This window comes from Paenibacillus sp. SC116 (assembly GCF_024733555.1).
In the GTDB taxonomy this organism is placed as follows: Bacteria; Bacillota; Bacilli; order Paenibacillales; family Paenibacillaceae; genus Paenibacillus_B.
Genome location: NZ_JANIOF010000002.1, coordinates 510,776 through 529,887, shown reverse-complemented (window position 1 = coordinate 529,887; position 19,112 = coordinate 510,776). Strand labels below are relative to the sequence as shown.

Here is a 19,112-nt window from a genome sequence, read left to right as displayed (position 1 = left end):
CGAGCCATTTTACACTTTCAAGAACTTACGAATCGAAATGGTACTTCCCCAAACTCCAATCAATATTCCTAAAGCCATCAAGCTACCGAATGCAAACAACCAAATGTTGCCCAACGGCAGCATATCTATAAACTGGAGGCTGCTCATTTTATTGACCGTAAGTGCAAACAGCTGATTATATGCAAAAAATAAAATAGCAATGGTTACAACAGAGCCGATAAGTCCGAGCAACGCACCTTCAACGAAGAACGGCCAGCGTATAAACGAGTTTGTTGCTCCTACCATTTTCATAATGCTAATCTCACGCTGACGTGCCATAATCGTAATCTTGATCGTGTTTGCAATTAAGAACATGGCCGTGAAGCCGAGACCGACAACAAGAATTAAGCCAAAGTTACGAATCATCTCTGTCAGTTTGAATAGTTGCTCAACAGAGCCTTGTCCATAGTTAACAATATCGATAGGCTTGTCCTTATTCGTTTCGTTCAAAGCTTGAATCTTTTTGGCTACCATCGGAACCGTTTCAGGCTTGTATACCTCAACGGTGAATGAATCAGGAAGTGGATTCGTCTCAGGCGTGTATCCTTTAACAAGTTCCTTTCCTTGATCACCAAGTTTCTTTTCTAGAATCTTCAAACCCTCTGCTTTAGGGATAAGCGTCACTTGGCTAACTTCCGACATATTTCCGATATCTGTTTCCAACAGATCAACTTGTTCTTTAGACGTTCCAACTTTCAGATATACACTAATTGTAATCTTACTGTCGACCTGACTCATTAAATGGTTCAAGTTGAATGACAGTAAAATAAATACACCTAAAATAAACAATGAAATGACGATTGAACTTATAGAAGCAACCGACATCCATCCATTGCGCACAATGCTTTTGCTGCCTTCTCTAAGATGGCGGGATATTGTATTAAGTGTCATAACCGTAATCCCCCCGAACCTCATCGCGCACAATCGTACCTTCTTCAATCGCAATGACACGACGTCGTATTCGGTTGACGATGTCTTTGTTATGCGTTGCCATAATAATGGTAGTGCCTCGATAATTAATCTCTTCTAACAGCTTCATAATTTCCCACGATGTTTCAGGATCCAAGTTCCCTGTAGGCTCATCCGCTACAAGGACCGCAGGATTGTTAACAATTGCGCGCGCAATTGCTACACGCTGCTGTTCGCCACCTGAAAGTTCAGATGGCAAGCAGTTCATCTTCTGCTTCAATCCAACCAGATCCAATACTTCTGGAACACGGCGTTTAATCACTTTCTTTGGCGCTTCAATAACTTCCATTGCAAAAGCGATATTTTCATATGCCGTAAGCTTAGGCAGCAATCTAAAATCTTGGAATATGACACCGATATTGCGGCGTACATATGGAATCTTGCGCTGCTTCAGTTTTCCAATGTTAAATCCATTTACGAAGAGCTGGCCCTTCGTAGGCACTTCTTCTCTATAAATTAACTTCATAAATGTAGATTTACCTGCTCCTGATGGACCAACTAAGTATACGAATTCATCTTTGTCAATGAGGACATTGACACCGCGCAATGCATGCGCACCATTCGTATAGGTCTTCCAAATATCTTGCATCTCAATCAAAAGTTATCACTTCCTATGTGTATAAGATCAGCCCTTATATATTCGACACTAGGCCGCTAAATCCTCTTCAATTATTACAATTTCTACACCATTTCGCAGTTGTCAGGGAAGAATTTCATTATTTCCCGGGAAAATGTCTCAACCTGTCCAACATTAGCTAAATTAATCGATACTAATGGAATAATCATCCTTAATCTTAAGAACTTACTGTAGTTGAAAATGGTTTCACTTGATATGGAAATATTCACAGCTTATCCGCATAAGATGGGGATGACGACCTTGATGGACAGGGGGCAGCTTCCTAATGCTTAAAAAATGGTATAAATGGATAATTTCCATTTCACTTCTTCTCGTCCTTTCCTGCAGTGCCTTATGGTACTGGGCTGAACGTTATACACAATCCAATACCATTCCAGCACATGTGCAGTTATCTGGCTGGCTAATAAGTGGAATGGATATTCCAGCATTCGAACAAGAGCTAGCTGAGCGAATACGTAAACTTGAGCAAAGACCCATTGTATTCTCCTTTGATGCCGCTAAGCTTCCACCAATCCGAACCACACCCGCAGATATGGGCGTGCGTTATCAAGCTACAGCACTCATGGAGCAGCTTAAGCAATTACAGCATGGTTCATTATGGAAAAGGGTCCGAGAACGTTTATATTTTCAGAAACAGTGGTCGCTAACATTTGATTGGGAGCAATCTATTTGGAAAAATAGGTTTACACCTCAATGGGAAATAAAAGCATTTGGTAATCCTGTCTCTGCTGAGCGGATCATTACAGCAAACGATACGATCGAGTACAAAGCTGATAAACCTGTCTACCGCCTTGACCGCGTACAGTTGGAACAAACGATTCAAGCTGCCTTACCCGCGCAATGGACCATCACCCATCCTGTCATAGTGGCTGCGCCGCTTCAGCGATATGAAGCACCTGTTACCCTTCGCTCCCTACAAGCAGAAGGAATTGAACGCAAAATCATGGAATTTTCGACTACTTTTGTACAAGATGACGACGGACGAACTCATAATGTCAAAGCTGCTGCTCATACGATCAACAATATGCTGCTCAAGCCAGGCGACATTTTTGACTATGATCGTGTCATTGCTGACACCGAACGACAACATGGCTTCAAGGAAGCTCCCGTCATCTTCAACGGCAAGCTGGTACCAGGTGTGGGAGGGGGGATTTGCCAAGTTTCGAGCACTCTCTACAATGCTGCACTGCGATCAGGGCTTCACATCGTGGAACGGAGAAACCACTCCTTGCCTGTAAAATATCTTCCACTTGGATTAGACGCCACTTTTTCGCAAGGATATATTAATTTCAAATTTAAAAATACAACCGCCAAACACTTGCTTATTCGTACGACAACAGAAGGGGATCGCCTCACGATAAAGCTATTTGGGACGATGGACACAAACATACAGTACAAGATGGAGACGAAGACGATTAAAATCATGAAGCCAGATGTAAAATACGTACGCAACAATCAACTTACCCCTGGCACGCAAGAGTTACTGCAACCTGGAAAGAATGGCTTTCAAGTTGAGACCTACCGCCTAAAGCTGGTAGATGGCAAAGAGGTTTCACGTGAACGGGTTTCGTTAGATACATACAAACCGCAACCTTCTTTAATTGCCGTCAATAATGGAGGCACACCTGAACGCGGAACGGTAGAAGAGCGCAAGCCAATTGTAGAAGATGGCTTACATGGTCCGAACTTCGATCACGGCAGATAAAGATAAACATATATTTTTCATGTCAACAAACTTATCCCTAGTGAACTTATTTTCATTTCTAATTGCTCCATTTCTCATACGATTCCAAACCAAACAGCACGCGTCAGCGCCTCACGGGACGCTATTAACGCGTGCTGTTTAAAATAAGCATCATGCTACACTACTTTGCGATTACAGGCTGAACTTGCAATGCAACTGCTTCAGCTTGCTTCTGCTCATTCCAAGCGTTCGTAATTTGCAAAGCCTCTGCTGCACGAACGATCGCCGCTTCAACTTGTGGCTTAGCCGTTCCACCGTATACATTCCGTGCATTCACAACCTGTTCAGGCTGAAGCACATCATAAATCTTCTCATCGAACAACGGAGAGAACTGCTGGAATTCCTCAAGAGACAAGTCCAGCAAGTAAACACCCTTCTGAATGCAATACAGCACCGTCTTCCCAATGACTTCATGTGCCTGACGGAATGGCAATCCTTTGTTTACCAGGAAGTCTGCAATATCCGTTGCATTTGAGAAGTCTTGGTTGACCGCTTGACGCATGCGAGCACGGTTTACTTTCATCGTAGCAATCATCGGTGCAAACAGACGCAATGCGCCATCCAACGTTGCAACGGTATCAAACATGCCCTCTTTATCTTCCTGCATATCTTTGTTATAAGCTAGCGGAAGGGCCTTTAGTACCGTCAGCATGCCAATAAGATTGCCATATACCCGCCCCGTTTTGCCTCTCACAAGCTCAGGCACGTCTGGGTTCTTCTTCTGCGGCATGATGCTAGATCCCGTACAGAAAGCATCATCCAATTCAATGAATTGAAACTCTGTACTCGACCACAGCACAAGCTCTTCACACAAACGGGATAAATGCGTCATAATGAGCGAAGCATTGGCTAGAAACTCCACGATGAAATCCCGATCACTTACAGCATCCAAGCTATTCTCATAAATACGCTCGAAGCCAAGCTGCTCTGCAACAAAGTGACGGTCAATCGGGAATGTCGTCCCTGCCAGCGCCCCTGCGCCTAATGGCAGAGTGTTGATACGCTTGTAGCTGTCTTTCAATCGCTCAATATCACGTTCGAACATCGATACATAAGCCAGCAGATGATGTGCAAATAAAATAGGCTGCGCACGTTGGAGATGTGTATACCCCGGTATAATCGTATCTATGTTCTCTTTAGCCTGTGTAAGCAGTGCCTCTTGCACATTGCCTAGCAGTTCAACAAATTGAACGACGTGTTTGCGCAAATAAAGATGCATATCCGTAGCAACCTGATCGTTACGGCTACGGCCCGTATGTAACTTGCCTCCTACAGGTCCGATTAGCTCAATCAGCTTCTTCTCGATGTTCATATGAATATCTTCATCTGATACCGAGTATTCCATCTGACCCGATTGAATCAGTGCCAACACTTGCAGCAACCCATCTTTAATGCGTTCAGCGTCCTGCTGTGGCACAATTCCACAGCGACCGAGCATCGCAATATGAGCAAGACTGCCTTGTATATCTTCTTCTGCCATCTTCTTATCGAACGTAATCGATGCCGTATATTGTTCTACGAGTTCATCCGTCTGCTTCGTAAAACGTCCGCCCCAAAGCTTACTCACACTATCCCCTCCTGCCCATGAGAATATCTATCTTCATCCGAATGCTATGCCCATCCTTATTACATGCCTTCACGAGTTAAGCTTCCAGCTCTCAGTTCGTGTATGCGACTTCAGCCGTTTGCTTTGAAGCTGCTGCTGTCACGCTCGCCCCGTTCACACCGGTTGATACTTTCAAGCGCAATGCATTCAACTGAATAAAGCCAGTTGCATCGTTCTGATCGTAAGCCTGTGTTGGATCAGCTTCCATCGTTGCGATATCTGGATTATAAAGGCTCACTGGGCTCTTCACTCCTGCGCCAATTACATTACCTTTATATAATTTCAAGCGCACTGTACCTGAAACGTTTTTCTGACTTTCCTGCACCAATGCTTGAATAGCTAAGCGCTCTGGAGCAAACCAGAAGCCGTTGTATACGAGATTGCTGTATTTCGCAATGAGTGAATCACGCAAATGCATCACTTCGCGATCCATGGTCAACGATTCCATTTTGCGATGAGCCGTAAATAGAATCGTTCCACCTGGTGTCTCATATACACCGCGGCTCTTCATACCTACGAAACGATTTTCAACCATATCAACACGACCAATGCCATGTTTGCCACCAAGCTCATTTAATTTCTCCATCATCTGCAGCGGTGTAACTGTATCGCCATTGATAGCAACACAGTTGCCCTGCTCAAAAGATAGCTCGATATATTCAGCCGTATCTGGTGCATCTTCCGGAGATACACTCAACACGAACATTTCTTTATTTTCATCCGCACTCGGATCGAACCAAGGATCCTCTAAAATGCCGCTTTCGAAGCTAATATGAAGCAAGTTGCGGTCCATCGAATATGGCTTCGCAGCAGAAGCTTGCACAGGAATACCGTGTTTTTCTGCATAGGCGATCATTTCAGCACGTCCCGGGAATTGCTCGCGGAAAGCCTCTGAACGCCAAGGTGCAATCACCTTAATTTCTGGAGCCAGTGCAGCCGCCGTAAGCTCAAACCGTACTTGGTCATTGCCTTTACCAGTCGCTCCATGTGCGATGGCAGTTGCACCTTCTGCACGGGCAATTTCCACCATACGCTTTGCAATAAGCGGACGAGCGATGCTCGTTCCGAGCAAGTATTGCCCCTCATAGAGGGCGCCTGCTTGGAACATCGGCTGAATGAAATCACTCGCAAATTCATCGCGCAAATCATCAATGTAAATTTTGGATGCACCTGTTGCCAGTGCCTTCTCCTCTAAGCCGTCCAACTCTTCCTTCTGCCCAATATCTGCAGTAAAAGCTATAATTTCAGCATCATACGTTTCTTTCAACCACTTTAAAATTACTGATGTATCCAGCCCGCCAGAATAGGCCAGCACGATTTTCTCCTTCGCCATCGTTCCCGCTCCTCTCAAACATCTGCTATCTGCTAGTTCATTTTTGATACTATTTACGATCAATTGCAATTTCACTGGTTGCGCTACAAGGAGCGAGCAGCTTCGGTTGCAACATAGTTATTATCCATATACATTACATTGTGAAAATACTAGTCACGCATAATAGCAGCCATAATCGCTTTTTGTGCATGCAGTCGATTTTCCGCTTCATCAAATACGACGGAATGTGACCCATCAATGACGCCCTCACTCACTTCTTCTCCGCGATGAGCTGGCAAGCAATGCATGAACAGGTAGTCTGACTTGGCATATTTCACAAGCGATTCGTTCACCTGGAAGTTCTTAAACGCCCGCTCTCTCTCCTGCTGCTCGGATTCAAAGCCCATGCTCGCCCATACATCGGTATAAATAAAATCTGCGTCCGCTGCCGCTTCCTGCGGATCGCCCGTCAACGTTATCGCTGCACCATAAAGTTCGGCTTGTTCTTTGGACTGCTTAATGACATCCGCATCCGGTCCATACCCCTCTGGTGTCGCTACTGCGATATGCATTCCCAGCTTAGCGGCGCCCATCATGAGTGAATGTGCCATATTGTTGCCATCACCGATATAAGCAATCTTTAGTCCTTCTAATTTGCCTTTTTTCTCATAAGCCGTCATATAGTCAGCCAATGCCTGACATGGATGATTCAGATCGGACAGTCCGTTGATAACGGGAACGGTCGCGCTGCGAGCCAAATCGATGACTGTGCTGTGCGCAAATGTACGAATCATAATGCCATCCACATAACGGGACAGTGTCTGCGCCGTATCAGAGATTGTTTCACCACGACCAATTTGAATATCATTTTTACTCAAAAATAGTGATGTTCCACCTAACTGGTACATCCCCACTTCAAAGGAGACCCGTGTACGTGTGGAAGACTTCTCGAATATCATCGCAAGCGATTTTCCTTTAAGAGGCTGGGACGGTGTACCCGCCTTTTGCAGCCGCTTCAGTTCGATTGCATCATGTATCAAGGCATATATTTCTTCTTGTGTATAATCTGCAAGAGCGACGAAATCACGCCCTTTTAAGTCCAAAAGAGTCGATGTCATAGGGTTTATTGCCTCCAATCCAAACAAATTCTGTGACTCCATCTCTGTAGCTGGCATAACCAACTGGCTGAGGCTGAGTCATCTATCCATATTTCACAGCTGAGCTGCACGGTTTATATTTATTTAACCGACTTGAGCTGTCTGCTCAGTCAATACACGCTCTATAATCGTTACAGCTGCATCGATTTCTTCTTTCGTTACACGTAAACTTGGTAGAAGTCGGATAACATTAGGACCCGCAGATACCACTAGCAAGCCTTCTTGATGCATCTGAGCGATCAATTCTCCTGCCGCATCTTCATATTCAATTCCGACGATAAGCCCCATTCCCCGGATAGCTTTCACCTTTGGATTCGCACCCAACTTCTGATGAAGCTGAGCCAGCAGATAACTGCTAATCTCTGCGACTCGCTCAGGAATACGCTCTTCGATATGGGTTTCTAATGTACCAATAACGGCTGCCATTGCAATTGGTGTTCCACCAAACGTCGTACCGTGAGTACCAGGACCAAATGCATCGCGCAAATATTGTTTCGCCAACATCGCCCCAACTGGGAACCCGCTGCCCAAGCCTTTAGCTACTGTGAAAATATCTGGCTTCAGCCCAAAATGCTCATGTGCAAACCAACGTCCTGTACGACCAACACCCGTCTGCACTTCGTCTATTATCAACAGCAAGCCATGTACAACACAGAGATTAGCTACGGCTTCTGCAAATTCAGCAGTAATCGGTATAACTCCACCTTCTGCTTGCACAATCTCCAGCATGATGGCACAAGTTTTATCCGTAATCGCTGCTTCGAGCGCCTGAATATCGTTATAAGGTGCATGGCGGAATCCATCAGGCAATGGTGAGAAGCCATCCTTCACCTTATCCTGACCTGTCGCTGTCAGCGTTGCCAATGTCCGTCCATGGAATGACTGCTCAAACGTAATCACTTCATAGCGTCCTGTATTCGCAATTTTTTGGTGATAGCGACGAGCAAGTTTGATTGCCGCCTCATTCGCCTCAGCACCACTATTGCAGAAGAACACAGCATCTGCACAGCTGTTCTCTGTCAGCAGCTTCGCTGCTTGTTCCTGCTGTGGAATATGAAACAAATTCGATACATGCCACAATGAATCCAACTGTTCGGTCAGACGTGCTTTGACCTGTTCAGGCACATGGCCAAGGTTCGTTACAGCAAGCCCGCTCATGAAGTCCAAATATTCGCGCCCATTCTCATCCCACAGTCTGCTGCCTTCCCCTTTTACCAGCGTGATCGGGTAACGGTTATAAGTGGGAAACAAGGAACTGTTATCAGCTGCACCCATCGTAGTATTGCTCATCGACTATCCCTCCCTAATTGAAACTACGAAATCTATACAATCTATCGAATCTATTATTTAGATCAGACTCACTATTGAGCCCTCTTCACTCATGCGCCATTGTCCAGAAATCTATACGATCGAAACAGCTTCCCGTACGATTCTTGTACCGATCGCTTTTCCTGCCGCTAACTTTCGAATCACATTCGGCTCCGTACCATGTGCGATAATTACCTCTGCTACGCCGCCCTCCATACACTTCATAGCAGCACGCACCTTCGGGATCATCCCTCCATAAATTTCACCGCTAGCAATCATAGCTTCGATCTCATCTGTCGTGACGACAGGGAGCACTTGCTTCTCTCCATCGACGACTCGCATAATGCCGGGGACATCCGTAATAACAAGCAACTGCTGCACACCTAAATGAGCTGCTACCGCCCCTGCTGCCGTGTCCGCATTAATGTTATAACGCTGGCCTGCCGCATCGATTCCGATGGGGGCAATGACTGGCATATACCCCATTTCGATAATGCCGTTAATGATTTCTGCTTTCACACCAACCACATCACCAACAAAACCAATCTCAGCCGCGTCCGAGACAGGCTGTGCCTCGATTAAACGACCATCTGTGCCTGATAGCCCGATGGAGCTTGCACCTAGCCGGTTCAGCCGACGTACGATTTGCTTGTTCATGCTGCCTGCGAGCACCATCTCTACCACGTCAAGCACTTCTTCACTCGTCTTTCGCAATCCGTTGACGAATTCAGACTCGATACCGAGCTTACTGAGCGTCTCTGAAATGGCCGGCCCTCCGCCATGTACAATAATCGGCATCATTCCCGATTCCTGCACCTCTTTCAATTGCTCATAGAAGCTGTCAGGCAAGTCAGCAAGTGTGCTGCCCCCGCACTTCATTACGAATCGCCTCAACATCCTTGCTGAATGTCCCATACGACTTCTCCTCTCTATGTTCGATATGCCGCATTAATACGGACATAATCATAAGTGAGATCACAACCCCATGCGGTTGCACTACCTTGCCCCATATGGAGGTCGATCGTAAATACGATCGTATCCTCTTTCAAATATGCCAACGCCTCTTCCTCGTCAAACACAACTGGAGTAGACTGCGTGAGTACTGGAATTGGTCCTAGTAAAATATCAACGGTCTCTGTATTTACCGCTTCTCCTGAATAACCGACAGCTGCAATAACACGGCCCCAGTTCGCATCAGCTCCAAATACAGCTGACTTTACAAGACTGCTGCCGACCACGCTCTTCGCGATAGCACGAGCAGCTTGATCATGCGCCGCTCCGTTGACTCGCACCTCGATTAACTTCGTTGCCCCTTCACCATCGCGGGCAATTGCCTTAGCCAGCACTTCATTCACATAACGGAAAGCTGCCTCAAATGAAGCCCAATCTGGATGCTGATCATGCAGCGGCTGATTGCCTGCCATGCCACTTGCCATAACGATCAGCATATCATTCGTGCTTGTATCTCCATCGACGGTAATCATGTTATACGTGGCATCCGTCGTCTTCTTAAGGAGGGAATGCAATACGTCTGACGATACAGCCGCATCTGTCGTCACGAAGCCAAGCATTGTTGCCATGTTCGGATGGATCATACCCGAGCCTTTGGCTGCACCTGCGATCTTCACCAACTGACCGTCGATCTGAACCGTTACGCATACTTCCTTCTTCACGAGGTCAGTCGTCAGTATGGCTTGGCAAAATTGCTCGGCACCGTCTCGCGCCGAGCTAAGCTCAGCTGGGAGCGCTGCAATGCCGCGCTCTACGCAATCCATCTTCAGCGGCTCGCCGATGACGCCTGTCGAGGCTACCGCCACTTGATCCGCCGCCACGCCAAGCTGCTCAGCAAAGGCATCGCGCATGCGGTATGCGTCCGCCTCACCCTGCGCGCCTGTGCAGGCGTTCGCGTTGCCGCTATTGACGATGACGGCGCTAAGTTTGCCTGCCGCTGCTAAGCTTGCACGAGTCACGTGAAGCGGAGCCGCCTGAAATGCGTTTAACGTGTAAACCGCTGCTGCCGTTGCAGGAACGCCGCATACAATTGCGCCTATGTCGTTGCGGCTCGTCTTTTTCAATCCACAATGAAGACCTGCTGCCCGGAATCCCGCCGGACATGTAATCGAGCCATCCACAACTGCAAATAGCTGTTGCCCGCTTCCACTCTGATCTGCACTGGCAACCGTTGCTGATGCAGATATCGCCTTATTCGTCATGGCTATCCCTCCGCCTACTCTATATCCAATCTGTACTGGTCCGTATCTACCTATCGATTACGGATAAACAGGCACATATGATAGTCCTGTTGTCTCGTCCCAGCCCATCATTAAGTTCAAATTCTGAATAGCCTGCCCAGCAGCGCCTTTGACCACATTATCGATGACGCTAATAATGGTCACTCTCTGCGTACGCTTATCTACACTGAAGCCAATATCGCAATAATTGGAGCCGTATACTTCTTTCGTTGCTGGCCAAGTACCCTCAGGACGTACACGAACGAATTGCCGACCCGCATAATGTTCACTATACATTTGCACAAAGTCTTGATCGGTATAGCTACCGTTCAACTTGGCATACATCGTGCACATAATTCCACGCGTCATTGGCGTCAAATGCGTTGTGAATGTAACCGTAACTGGCTTACCATGTACATCTTGCAGCACTTGTTCAATCTCAGGAATGTGCTGATGTCGATTTACTTTGTATGGCTTGAGGTTTTCATTGATCTCCGCATAATGTGAGGTCAAGCTTACTCCCCGACCCGCACCTGATACACCAGACTTGGCATCAATAATGATCGAATCCGCATCGATCCAACCTGCCTGAAGAGCCGGTGCAAGCCCAAGTAATGTCGCAGTAGGGAAACAACCAGGGTTGGAAATGAAAGACGAACCTACCACATCGTTTCCATACCACTCACTCAGTCCATATACCGCAGATTGCAACAATTCAGCGGGTGCTGGCTCATGTTTATACCAATGCTCATATTGCTCGCCGTTCTTCAATCGGAAGTCTCCCGACAGATCGATCACCTTCAGACCCACCGCCAGCAACTGTGGCACCAATTTCGTACTTACACCTGAAGGAGTTGCTGTGAAGACAACGTCTGCCTTTGCCTTCATTCCAGCCGGATCAACCCCATCCAACGTATTCATCAAAATTTGATTTAAATGAGGATAGCCCGCTGCAATAGACTCTCCTGCGCTAGACGCCGAGATAACAGATGTAATTTCCACCCCTGGGTGATGGATTAAAAAGCGAATAAGCTCGACACCGCCATACCCTGTCGAACCGACAATTGCGACTTTCACCTTTTTTTGATTCTGCTCTGTCGTATGCAACTAACTCTCTCCCTCCACCTGATACTTCGGAATCCAACCGCCCGTTGGCTCCAATCAAGTATCTGTTTATTTATGTATAGCCGATAAGAAGTTATGCATTATTATACTTTCAATGTTATATAGATACAATAACTTTTTTGCTCCACTTTAAATAAACAAACAAAAGGAGCAAATAAAAAGCGAATAAAATCCTTGCACATCAATGCTTTTCAACATTTTTAGTTCCTTTTAAAATTTTATGTACGAATAGACATTATTCATTCATGCATGAATAACGCATAAGAATTGAGATGTAAAACGCTCATTTGAGATAAGTGAACGAATGAGAAGATTGAAGATATATTAGGGAGGGAAACCAATAACCATTATTCCTTAATGCCGTTAGTATAGGGACAACCAATAACTGCTGTCTAATCGTCAATTTCCGAAAAATAGATACTAAAAAAAGGACCGTATGCACGGCCCTTCATTTATTGCATATTTCGTATTCCACCATCTTCAGTATGGTAAAATGCCACTTTCGTATAATTCTTATGTCGGAATTTTAAAGCCCTCGCCCAACACTTCATTCGTATCGCTAATAATCACAAATGCATTAGAATCTACGCTTTGCACGAGCTGCTTCAGTTTAATGACTTCCGTTTGGCCAACTACTACCATAAGCACGATCCGTCCTTCGCCAGTGTAGCCACCTTCACCCTGCAGCTTCGTCAAACCACGGTTTAAGTCCTTCAAGATCGCAGTACTCATCTCGTCTGTCTTATCCGTAATAATGAATGCCACCTTCGTATAACTGAAACCGACTTGCACAACATCAAGCGTCTTACTCATCACGAATAGGCCAATAAGAGCGTACATCGCATCCTCAAACGATAATAATACTCCCGCCAAAATAATGACGATTCCATCACACATCGCAATTGCGAGCGGCCTGCTAATGCCTAGATAGGTATGAATAAGCTGAGCCGTAATTGCATTCCCACCTGAAGAGCCACGACCATGGAATACAAGACCAAGACCAAGGCCAATTCCGATACCGCCAAAAATAGAAGCCAACAATGGATTATATGTTGCAGCGGACAAATCAGAGGTTAAGAAAATGAATGATGGCATAGCGATTGAACCGACCAACGTCCGTATACCAAACTGCTTGCCTAACAACATGACACCTAAAATAAAGAGCGGGATGTTAAACGCATACTGCGTTATTGCTGGCACCCATCCAAATACTTCTTCCAATACAATTGATAATCCAGAAATGCCGCCAGAAGCAATTTTATTAGGCAGCTGAAACATATTGAACGTAACACCCATAATCAAGGCGCCGAGCAAGATTAATGCGTAGTCTAACACAATACGAATGGGATGATTGACGGGAAATAACGGCGCTCCTCGTCGTTCACGCTTTAATGACCAAGATGACATAAGTATAAATTCTCTCCTTTTTATGAACCTGCCTACTTTTCTCCATACAGACCTTACCTTACTTTTGCAATCTCTATCTATTTGTGTATCAAAATCATTGCCTCGCCCGCCCCATGGATTGACTCATAAGAGTATCGGATGACACTACTTCGCAAATCTTCACTCTATCTTTTCATACTTCAAAATGTGACGATACATTCACGCTGCAAATGTAGTATGTGCATCTATACGGCAAGCATTCTTTGTTAAGGTAGTGCGTTCAAGCACACAAAAAAACCTGCCCCGACAATGTCGGCGCAGGTTCATTTTAAAGTACTATTAGCTCTCCGAAGAAGAGACGATTCTAGTGCGCAAATAGGCTTCAATGAACATGTCGAGGTCACCATCCATGACGGCGCCGACATTGCCAGATTCCGCTGATGTGCGGTGGTCTTTGACCATGCTATAAGGGTGGAATACGTAAGAACGGATTTGGCTGCCCCAGCCAATCTCCATTTGCTCTCCGCGTATTTCCGCCAGATGTTTCCGCTGCTCTTCGATCTTCCGTTCAACGAGCTTGGAGCGAAGATGCGTCATTGCGCGTTCACGGTTCTTGATCTGTGAACGTTCTGTCTGACACGTAACAACGACACCTGTAGGGATATGTGTAATCCGTACCGCGGAATCCGTTGTATTGATGTGCTGTCCACCCGCACCACTTGCACGGTACGTGTCGACCTTCAGATCTTCCGTACGAATTTCTACTGTTGTATCATCCGTAATCTCAGGCACAACGTCACAGGATACGAACGATGTATGTCGACGTCCAGAGGAATCGAATGGGGATATACGAACAAGTCGATGAACACCCTTCTCCGCTTTCAAATATCCGTAAGCATTAAAACCTTTAATTAGAAGCGTGACACTTTTAATACCCGCTTCGTCACCAGGTAGGTAATCTACAACTTCTACCTTAAAGCCACGTTTCTCTGCCCATCTCGTGTACATCCGCAGCAGCATTTGTCCCCAATCTTGAGACTCTGTACCGCCCGCTCCTGGATGCAACTCTAGAATTGCATTGAATTTATCATAAGGCTCACTCAATAACAATTGCAACTCAAAGCTTTCTACCTTATCCAACAGTTGCTTTACTGTGGACTCCAGTTCAGTCGCAAGCGATTGATCCTGTTCTTCCTCAGCCAACTCCAACATCATGGCTACGTCTTCATGTTCTTGAGACAAGGCCTGATACTGGTCAACGCTACCTTTAACACCGTTAAGCTCAGCAATTAAACCTTGCGCACGTTCGTTATCATCCCAAAAGTCAGGTGCGGCCATTTTTTCTTCAAAGTTCGCTACCTGCTCTAACTTAAGGTCTAGGTCAAAGAGACCCCCTAAGATTCGTGAGCTTGGATGCGATATCTCGCAGTTGATGACGGACATTTGGATCGATCATCATAATTCACCTCACTAAATATTCATGTACATAACAACGGGCACCCAATGCGGCTGCCCGTTGTTTCATACAGTTCTACCTCGGTTATTATTAAGTCACGTACACTAAAGGTCTTTCAGATGAATTCCCGTTTAGCTTTATACACTTTACTAAGTGATAATACGTTCTTTATTTACCGTGGCACTGTTTATATTTCTTACCGCTGCCGCAAGGACAAGCGTCATTACGTCCGATTTCTTCATCCTTCTGAACAGGACGCTTCACGCCTGGTTCAGCATTCGTAGAGATCTTGCTCTCATCAATGACAGCCTGACGCTGTACATTTTGCTCTACATGGGACTTCATCACAAGCGTCGATACTTCTTCCTGAATCGCTGCAATCATCTGATGGAACATCTCATAGCCTTCAAATTGATATTCACGAAGCGGGTCTGTACCACCATATGCACGGAGATGAATACCTTGACGCAGGTGATCCATCGCATCGATATGATCCATCCATTTCGAATCTACTGCACGCAGCACGATAACTTTCTCGAACTCACGTACAAGCTCTTCGCCCATCGATTGCTCGCGCTCGATATATTTCTCTTCAACCTTCTTGAAGAGAACTTCCTTAATCTCTTCTTTCTCTTTGCCCCATAGATCGTCCTTCGTAATCGAACCATCTTCAAGCAAATGAAGGTGCATATATTTCATAATTTCTTCGTAATCCCAGTTCTCAGGAATCTCTTCGTCATTACAATGCGCATCTACGATACGATCGATGCAAGGCGAGATCATATCCATAACGATTTGGCGGATATTTTCTGCTTCTAGAACCTCACGGCGCTGCTTGTAAATGATCTCACGTTGTTGGTTCATGACGTCGTCATACTGAAGAACGACTTTACGCATGTCGAAGTTGTTACCTTCAACGCGTTTCTGAGCCGACTCAACCGCCTTCGTAATCAACTTGGATTCGATCGGCTGATCTTCTTCAAAGCCCATACGTTCCATCATTGCCATAATGTTATCAGCACCGAAACGACGCATTAGCTCATCTTCAAGAGACAAGTAGAACTGAGAAGAACCTGGGTCACCTTGACGTCCTGCACGACCACGCAACTGATTATCAATACGACGGCTCTCATGACGTTCCGTACCGATAATGTGAAGACCGCCCTTGTCAGCTACGCCTTCACCAAGCAAGATGTCCGTACCACGACCTGCCATGTTCGTTGCAATCGTAACGGAGCTCGGCTGACCTGCACGAGAGATAATTTCTGCCTCTTCCTCATGGAACTTCGCATTCAATACTTTATGCGCAATCCCCTTTTTGCGAAGCATGTCAGACAAACGCTCCGAATTCTCGATGGATACCGTACCTACAAGTACTGGCTGTCCCTTCTTGTTACATTCAACGATCTGCTCAACTGCAGCCTTGAATTTGCCGTTAACTGACTTGTAAACGACATCCGGCGTATCTTTACGTTGGTTCGTCTTATTCGTCGGAATCTGAATAACCTCAAGACCGTAAATGCTCTTGAACTCTTCTTCTTCTGTCTTCGCTGTACCCGTCATACCAGCCAGCTTACGATACATACGGAAGTAGTTCTGGAATGTGATCGTCGCGAGCGTCATGCTCTCGTTCTGAATTTCCAGACCTTCCTTCGCCTCGATCGCTTGATGCAAGCCATCACTGTATCGACGTCCAGCCATCATACGTCCTGTGAATTCATCAACGATGACAATCTCTCCATCGTTAATAACATAGTCTACATCCAGACGCATAATATAATGCGCACGAAGTGCTTGCTGAAGGTGGTGATTCAGCGTTACATTCTTCACATCATACATGTTCTCGATGCTGAAAGCTTTCTCAGCCTTTGCCACACCAGCTTCAGTAAGAGAGACTTGACGCGTCTTCACGTCTATTGAATAGTCCTCCTCCACTAAACGGCGAATAAAGCGATCTGCTCCAAAATATAATTCAGCAGACTTTGCAGCCTGTCCAGAAATAATAAGTGGTGTACGCGCCTCATCGACCAAGATAGAGTCAACCTCATCGATAATCGCAAAGTTCAATGGTCGCTGTGTCATTTGCTCTTTGTACAACACCATGTTGTCACGCAAATAGTCAAAGCCGAACTCATTGTTCGTTCCATAAGTAATATCACAAGCGTACGCTTCTTGCTTATCATCAGCATCCATGTTAGCCAAGTTCAATCCTACGGTCATACCTAGGAAATTATAAACTTGAGACATGATCTCGCTGTCACGTGTCGCCAAATAGTCATTGACTGTAACCACATGAACGCCTTTACCTGCCAACGCATTCAAATAAACCGGCAAAGTTCCAACAAGCGTTTTACCTTCACCCGTTTTCATTTCTGCAATCTTACCTTCATGAAGTACCATACCGCCTAGAAGCTGTACATCATAATGGCGCATACCCAAGGTACGCTTCGCTGCTTCACGAACAGTAGCGAATACTTCCGGTAAAAGTTCATCCAATGTATCGCCCTTCTCAAGGCGCGCACGGAACTCATCTGTTTTCGCACGAATCTGTTCATCCGTTAATTTTTCGAATTCTGGTTCCAAGCTATTAATGAACTCAACGGTCTTCATTAACCGTTTCACTTCACGTTCATTAGCATCTCCGAATAGTTTTTTCACAAGTCCTAGCATGGTTAGCCCCTTTCACGCAAAACAGAACGCATTCTCACGGCTTATCTTGCTAAATTAGGCCTGCAATAGAGAACTTGTTCGTTGACTCGTTTTGCAATAAATTGTAACATTTTCATGGGATTGTCGCAACCGTCCCAGCCCCGTCCTACGGGTCTATCATTCTTATAATCTATTATACGTGAAAAGAGCCCATTCCGTTGTGGGAAATAGGCTCTGATCTTCATAAATTAGGGACATCGTCCTTTATAATAGAAAGTGCGCCTTATCAGTTAGCCTTGCTCAATGAGGCCGTAGCGACCGTCATTACGGCGATATACGACGTTGACTTCCTTCGTATCAGCATTAGAGAAGACAAAGAAATTATGTCCAATCATATTCATCTGGAGAATCGCTTCCTCCACATCCATTGGCTTCAGCGTGAAACGTTTCGTTCGAACGAGCTCTAGCTCATCCTCTTGCTCCTGCACTTGTACAGAAGAGTGAGAAGCTTCTCCTTCGGTAAACAATTGCTTCAACCCGCCGTCTGGACGTTGGCGGAACTTGCGGTTTACTTTTGTCTTATGCTTGCGTATTTGGCGCTCAAGCTTATCAACTACTGCATCAACAGATGCATACATATCTTTGCTGCGGTCCTCAGCACGCAACAGTAAACCTGGCATTGGAATCGTGACTTCAACGCCGTGCAAATCACGGGTAACGCTGAGCGTTACGTTCAAGTCAGAAGTAGGTGCTTCAAAATAGCGTTCAAGTCGGCTTAGCTTCTTCTCCACATATTCGCGGAGAGCGTCAGTAACTTCAATCTGTTGGCCTCGAATGCTGTAATTCATAGGGCACTCCTCCTTTGCTTACCTCTATTATATCATATGGGCACACATGATTTCAAAAGAACGTTTACGATAATAAGAACTTTATTTCATTACTTATACCCGTTCTCATGGAGGCATGAAACAATGAAGGAACATTGTTAATAAGCAAAGGAGAATAATCGTGCTGTACAAAGAATTTATGGAAAGAAGCAGCATATCTCGTCTGAAGTTAACATACCTACTACAGATAAGATGGACACCGAAATTTAAGATTTTTCAGGAAGGCATGAAGAGTAGTACAAAGATCGAAAGTGCTTTAAAACCCTGTAGAGCTAGGGTGATTTGTTTAATCAACTTTCTAATACGCACAGAAAAACCCTCTGAACAAGTCAGAGGGTTTAGCTACCGTATCATATATTATTCGGCAATTGCCGGTATAATTACAATTTGATTACGTTAGCTGCTTGTGGTCCGCGAGCGCCTTCCACGATATCAAACTCAACTGCTTGACCTTCTTCCAATGTCTTGAAGCCATCAGTTTGGATAGCGGAGAAGTGAACGAACACGTCGTTACCTTCAGCTGTTTCGATGAAACCGTAACCTTTTTCTGCGTTGAACCATTTAACTTTACCTTGCATCTTTATACATCCCTTCATCTTCAAGTAC

Annotated in this window: 15 protein-coding genes; 1 reads left to right on the top strand and 14 read right to left on the bottom strand. The window is 45.5% G+C overall.

What is annotated here, in order from left to right; genetic code table 11:
* Positions 1–9: 9 nt before the first annotated feature.
* Together ftsX and ftsE are read right to left on the bottom strand one after the other, a co-directional pair.
* Complete coding sequence (ftsX, locus tag NQ117_RS14035; protein WP_258278647.1) at positions 10–930, bottom strand: permease-like cell division protein FtsX; 921 nt, start codon at positions 928–930, stop codon at positions 10–12.
* On the bottom strand, positions 920–1,606 hold the full coding sequence (gene ftsE / locus NQ117_RS14030) for a cell division ATP-binding protein FtsE (protein ID WP_258278646.1): 687 nt from the start codon (positions 1,604–1,606) through the stop codon (positions 920–922). The genes ftsX and ftsE overlap by 11 nt, the downstream gene beginning before the upstream one ends.
* Positions 1,607–1,910: 304 nt before the next feature.
* On the opposite strand from ftsE, the gene NQ117_RS14025 reads away from it, so the two are divergent.
* Entirely contained in the window at positions 1,911–3,350 is a 1,440-nt protein-coding gene (locus NQ117_RS14025; protein WP_258278645.1) for a VanW family protein, read from the top strand.
* A 160-nt stretch (positions 3,351–3,510) separates the two neighbouring features.
* Here NQ117_RS14025 and argH read toward each other — a convergent pair whose 3' ends face one another.
* The 12 genes from argH to NQ117_RS13965 form a co-directional block, all read right to left on the bottom strand.
* Positions 3,511–4,956 carry an argininosuccinate lyase gene (argH, locus tag NQ117_RS14020; RefSeq protein ID WP_258278644.1) on the bottom strand — a complete coding sequence of 482 codons (1,446 nt, stop codon included), beginning with the start codon at positions 4,954–4,956 and terminating at the stop codon, positions 3,511–3,513.
* 91 nt (positions 4,957–5,047) lie between these two features.
* Positions 5,048–6,328, bottom strand: a complete 1,281-nt coding sequence (locus tag NQ117_RS14015) for an argininosuccinate synthase (RefSeq protein WP_258278643.1) — start codon at positions 6,326–6,328, stop codon at positions 5,048–5,050.
* Positions 6,329–6,477: 149 nt separating this feature from the next.
* Positions 6,478–7,425, bottom strand: a complete 948-nt coding sequence (gene argF / locus NQ117_RS14010) for an ornithine carbamoyltransferase (protein ID WP_258278642.1) — start codon at positions 7,423–7,425, stop codon at positions 6,478–6,480.
* A 123-nt stretch (positions 7,426–7,548) separates the two neighbouring features.
* The gene (locus NQ117_RS14005) at positions 7,549–8,754 is read right to left on the bottom strand and encodes an acetylornithine transaminase (protein WP_258278641.1); all 1,206 of its coding nucleotides are present in this window, start codon (positions 8,752–8,754) and stop codon (positions 7,549–7,551) included.
* A 111-nt stretch (positions 8,755–8,865) separates the two neighbouring features.
* Positions 8,866–9,687: an acetylglutamate kinase gene (gene argB / locus NQ117_RS14000; protein ID WP_258278640.1), complete on the bottom strand. Its 822-nt coding sequence runs from the start codon at positions 9,685–9,687 to the stop codon at positions 8,866–8,868.
* 14 nt (positions 9,688–9,701) lie between these two features.
* Positions 9,702–10,985, bottom strand: coding sequence for a bifunctional glutamate N-acetyltransferase/amino-acid acetyltransferase ArgJ (argJ, locus tag NQ117_RS13995; protein WP_258278639.1), 1,284 nt, complete (start codon positions 10,983–10,985; stop codon positions 9,702–9,704).
* Positions 10,986–11,042: 57 nt separating this feature from the next.
* Positions 11,043–12,110 (bottom strand): N-acetyl-gamma-glutamyl-phosphate reductase, encoded by a 1,068-nt coding sequence (gene argC / locus NQ117_RS13990; protein WP_258278638.1) that lies wholly within the window; start codon positions 12,108–12,110, stop codon positions 11,043–11,045.
* Positions 12,111–12,641: 531 nt separating this feature from the next.
* On the bottom strand, positions 12,642–13,535 hold the full coding sequence (locus tag NQ117_RS13985; protein WP_258278637.1) for a YitT family protein: 894 nt from the start codon (positions 13,533–13,535) through the stop codon (positions 12,642–12,644).
* 318 nt (positions 13,536–13,853) lie between these two features.
* Positions 13,854–14,970, bottom strand: a protein-coding gene (gene prfB / locus NQ117_RS13980; RefSeq protein WP_258278712.1) for a peptide chain release factor 2 whose coding sequence is annotated in 2 segments (ribosomal slippage) — positions 13,854–14,897 and positions 14,899–14,970 — 1,116 coding nt in all. Because the reading frame shifts where the segments join, the coding sequence is not laid out codon by codon here.
* Between the two features lie 168 nt (positions 14,971–15,138).
* Positions 15,139–17,640, bottom strand: coding sequence for a preprotein translocase subunit SecA (gene secA / locus NQ117_RS13975; protein ID WP_258278636.1), 2,502 nt, complete (start codon positions 17,638–17,640; stop codon positions 15,139–15,141).
* A 269-nt stretch (positions 17,641–17,909) separates the two neighbouring features.
* Complete coding sequence (hpf, locus tag NQ117_RS13970) at positions 17,910–18,467, bottom strand: ribosome hibernation-promoting factor, HPF/YfiA family (protein WP_258278635.1); 558 nt, start codon at positions 18,465–18,467, stop codon at positions 17,910–17,912.
* A 419-nt stretch (positions 18,468–18,886) separates the two neighbouring features.
* Positions 18,887–19,084, bottom strand: a complete 198-nt coding sequence (locus NQ117_RS13965; RefSeq protein ID WP_019424729.1) for a cold shock domain-containing protein — start codon at positions 19,082–19,084, stop codon at positions 18,887–18,889.
* Positions 19,085–19,112: the final 28 nt, after the last annotated feature.

Coding starts and splice junctions, on each gene's coding strand:
- ftsX (WP_258278647.1), bottom strand. CDS start 930: ATGACACTTAATACAATATCCCGCCATCTTAGAGAAGGCAGCAAAAGC.
- NQ117_RS14025 (WP_258278645.1), top strand. CDS start 1,911: ATGCTTAAAAAATGGTATAAATGGATAATTTCCATTTCACTTCTTCTC.
- NQ117_RS14015 (WP_258278643.1), bottom strand. CDS start 6,328: ATGGCGAAGGAGAAAATCGTGCTGGCCTATTCTGGCGGGCTGGATACA.
- argF (WP_258278642.1), bottom strand. CDS start 7,425: ATGACATCGACTCTTTTGGACTTAAAAGGGCGTGATTTCGTCGCTCTT.
- NQ117_RS14005 (WP_258278641.1), bottom strand. CDS start 8,754: ATGAGCAATACTACGATGGGTGCAGCTGATAACAGTTCCTTGTTTCCC.
- argB (WP_258278640.1), bottom strand. CDS start 9,687: ATGGGACATTCAGCAAGGATGTTGAGGCGATTCGTAATGAAGTGCGGG.
- argJ (WP_258278639.1), bottom strand. CDS start 10,985: ATGACGAATAAGGCGATATCTGCATCAGCAACGGTTGCCAGTGCAGAT.
- NQ117_RS13985 (WP_258278637.1), bottom strand. CDS start 13,535: ATGTCATCTTGGTCATTAAAGCGTGAACGACGAGGAGCGCCGTTATTT.
- secA (WP_258278636.1), bottom strand. CDS start 17,640: ATGCTAGGACTTGTGAAAAAACTATTCGGAGATGCTAATGAACGTGAA.
- hpf (WP_258278635.1), bottom strand. CDS start 18,467: ATGAATTACAGCATTCGAGGCCAACAGATTGAAGTTACTGACGCTCTC.
- NQ117_RS13965 (WP_019424729.1), bottom strand. CDS start 19,084: ATGCAAGGTAAAGTTAAATGGTTCAACGCAGAAAAAGGTTACGGTTTC.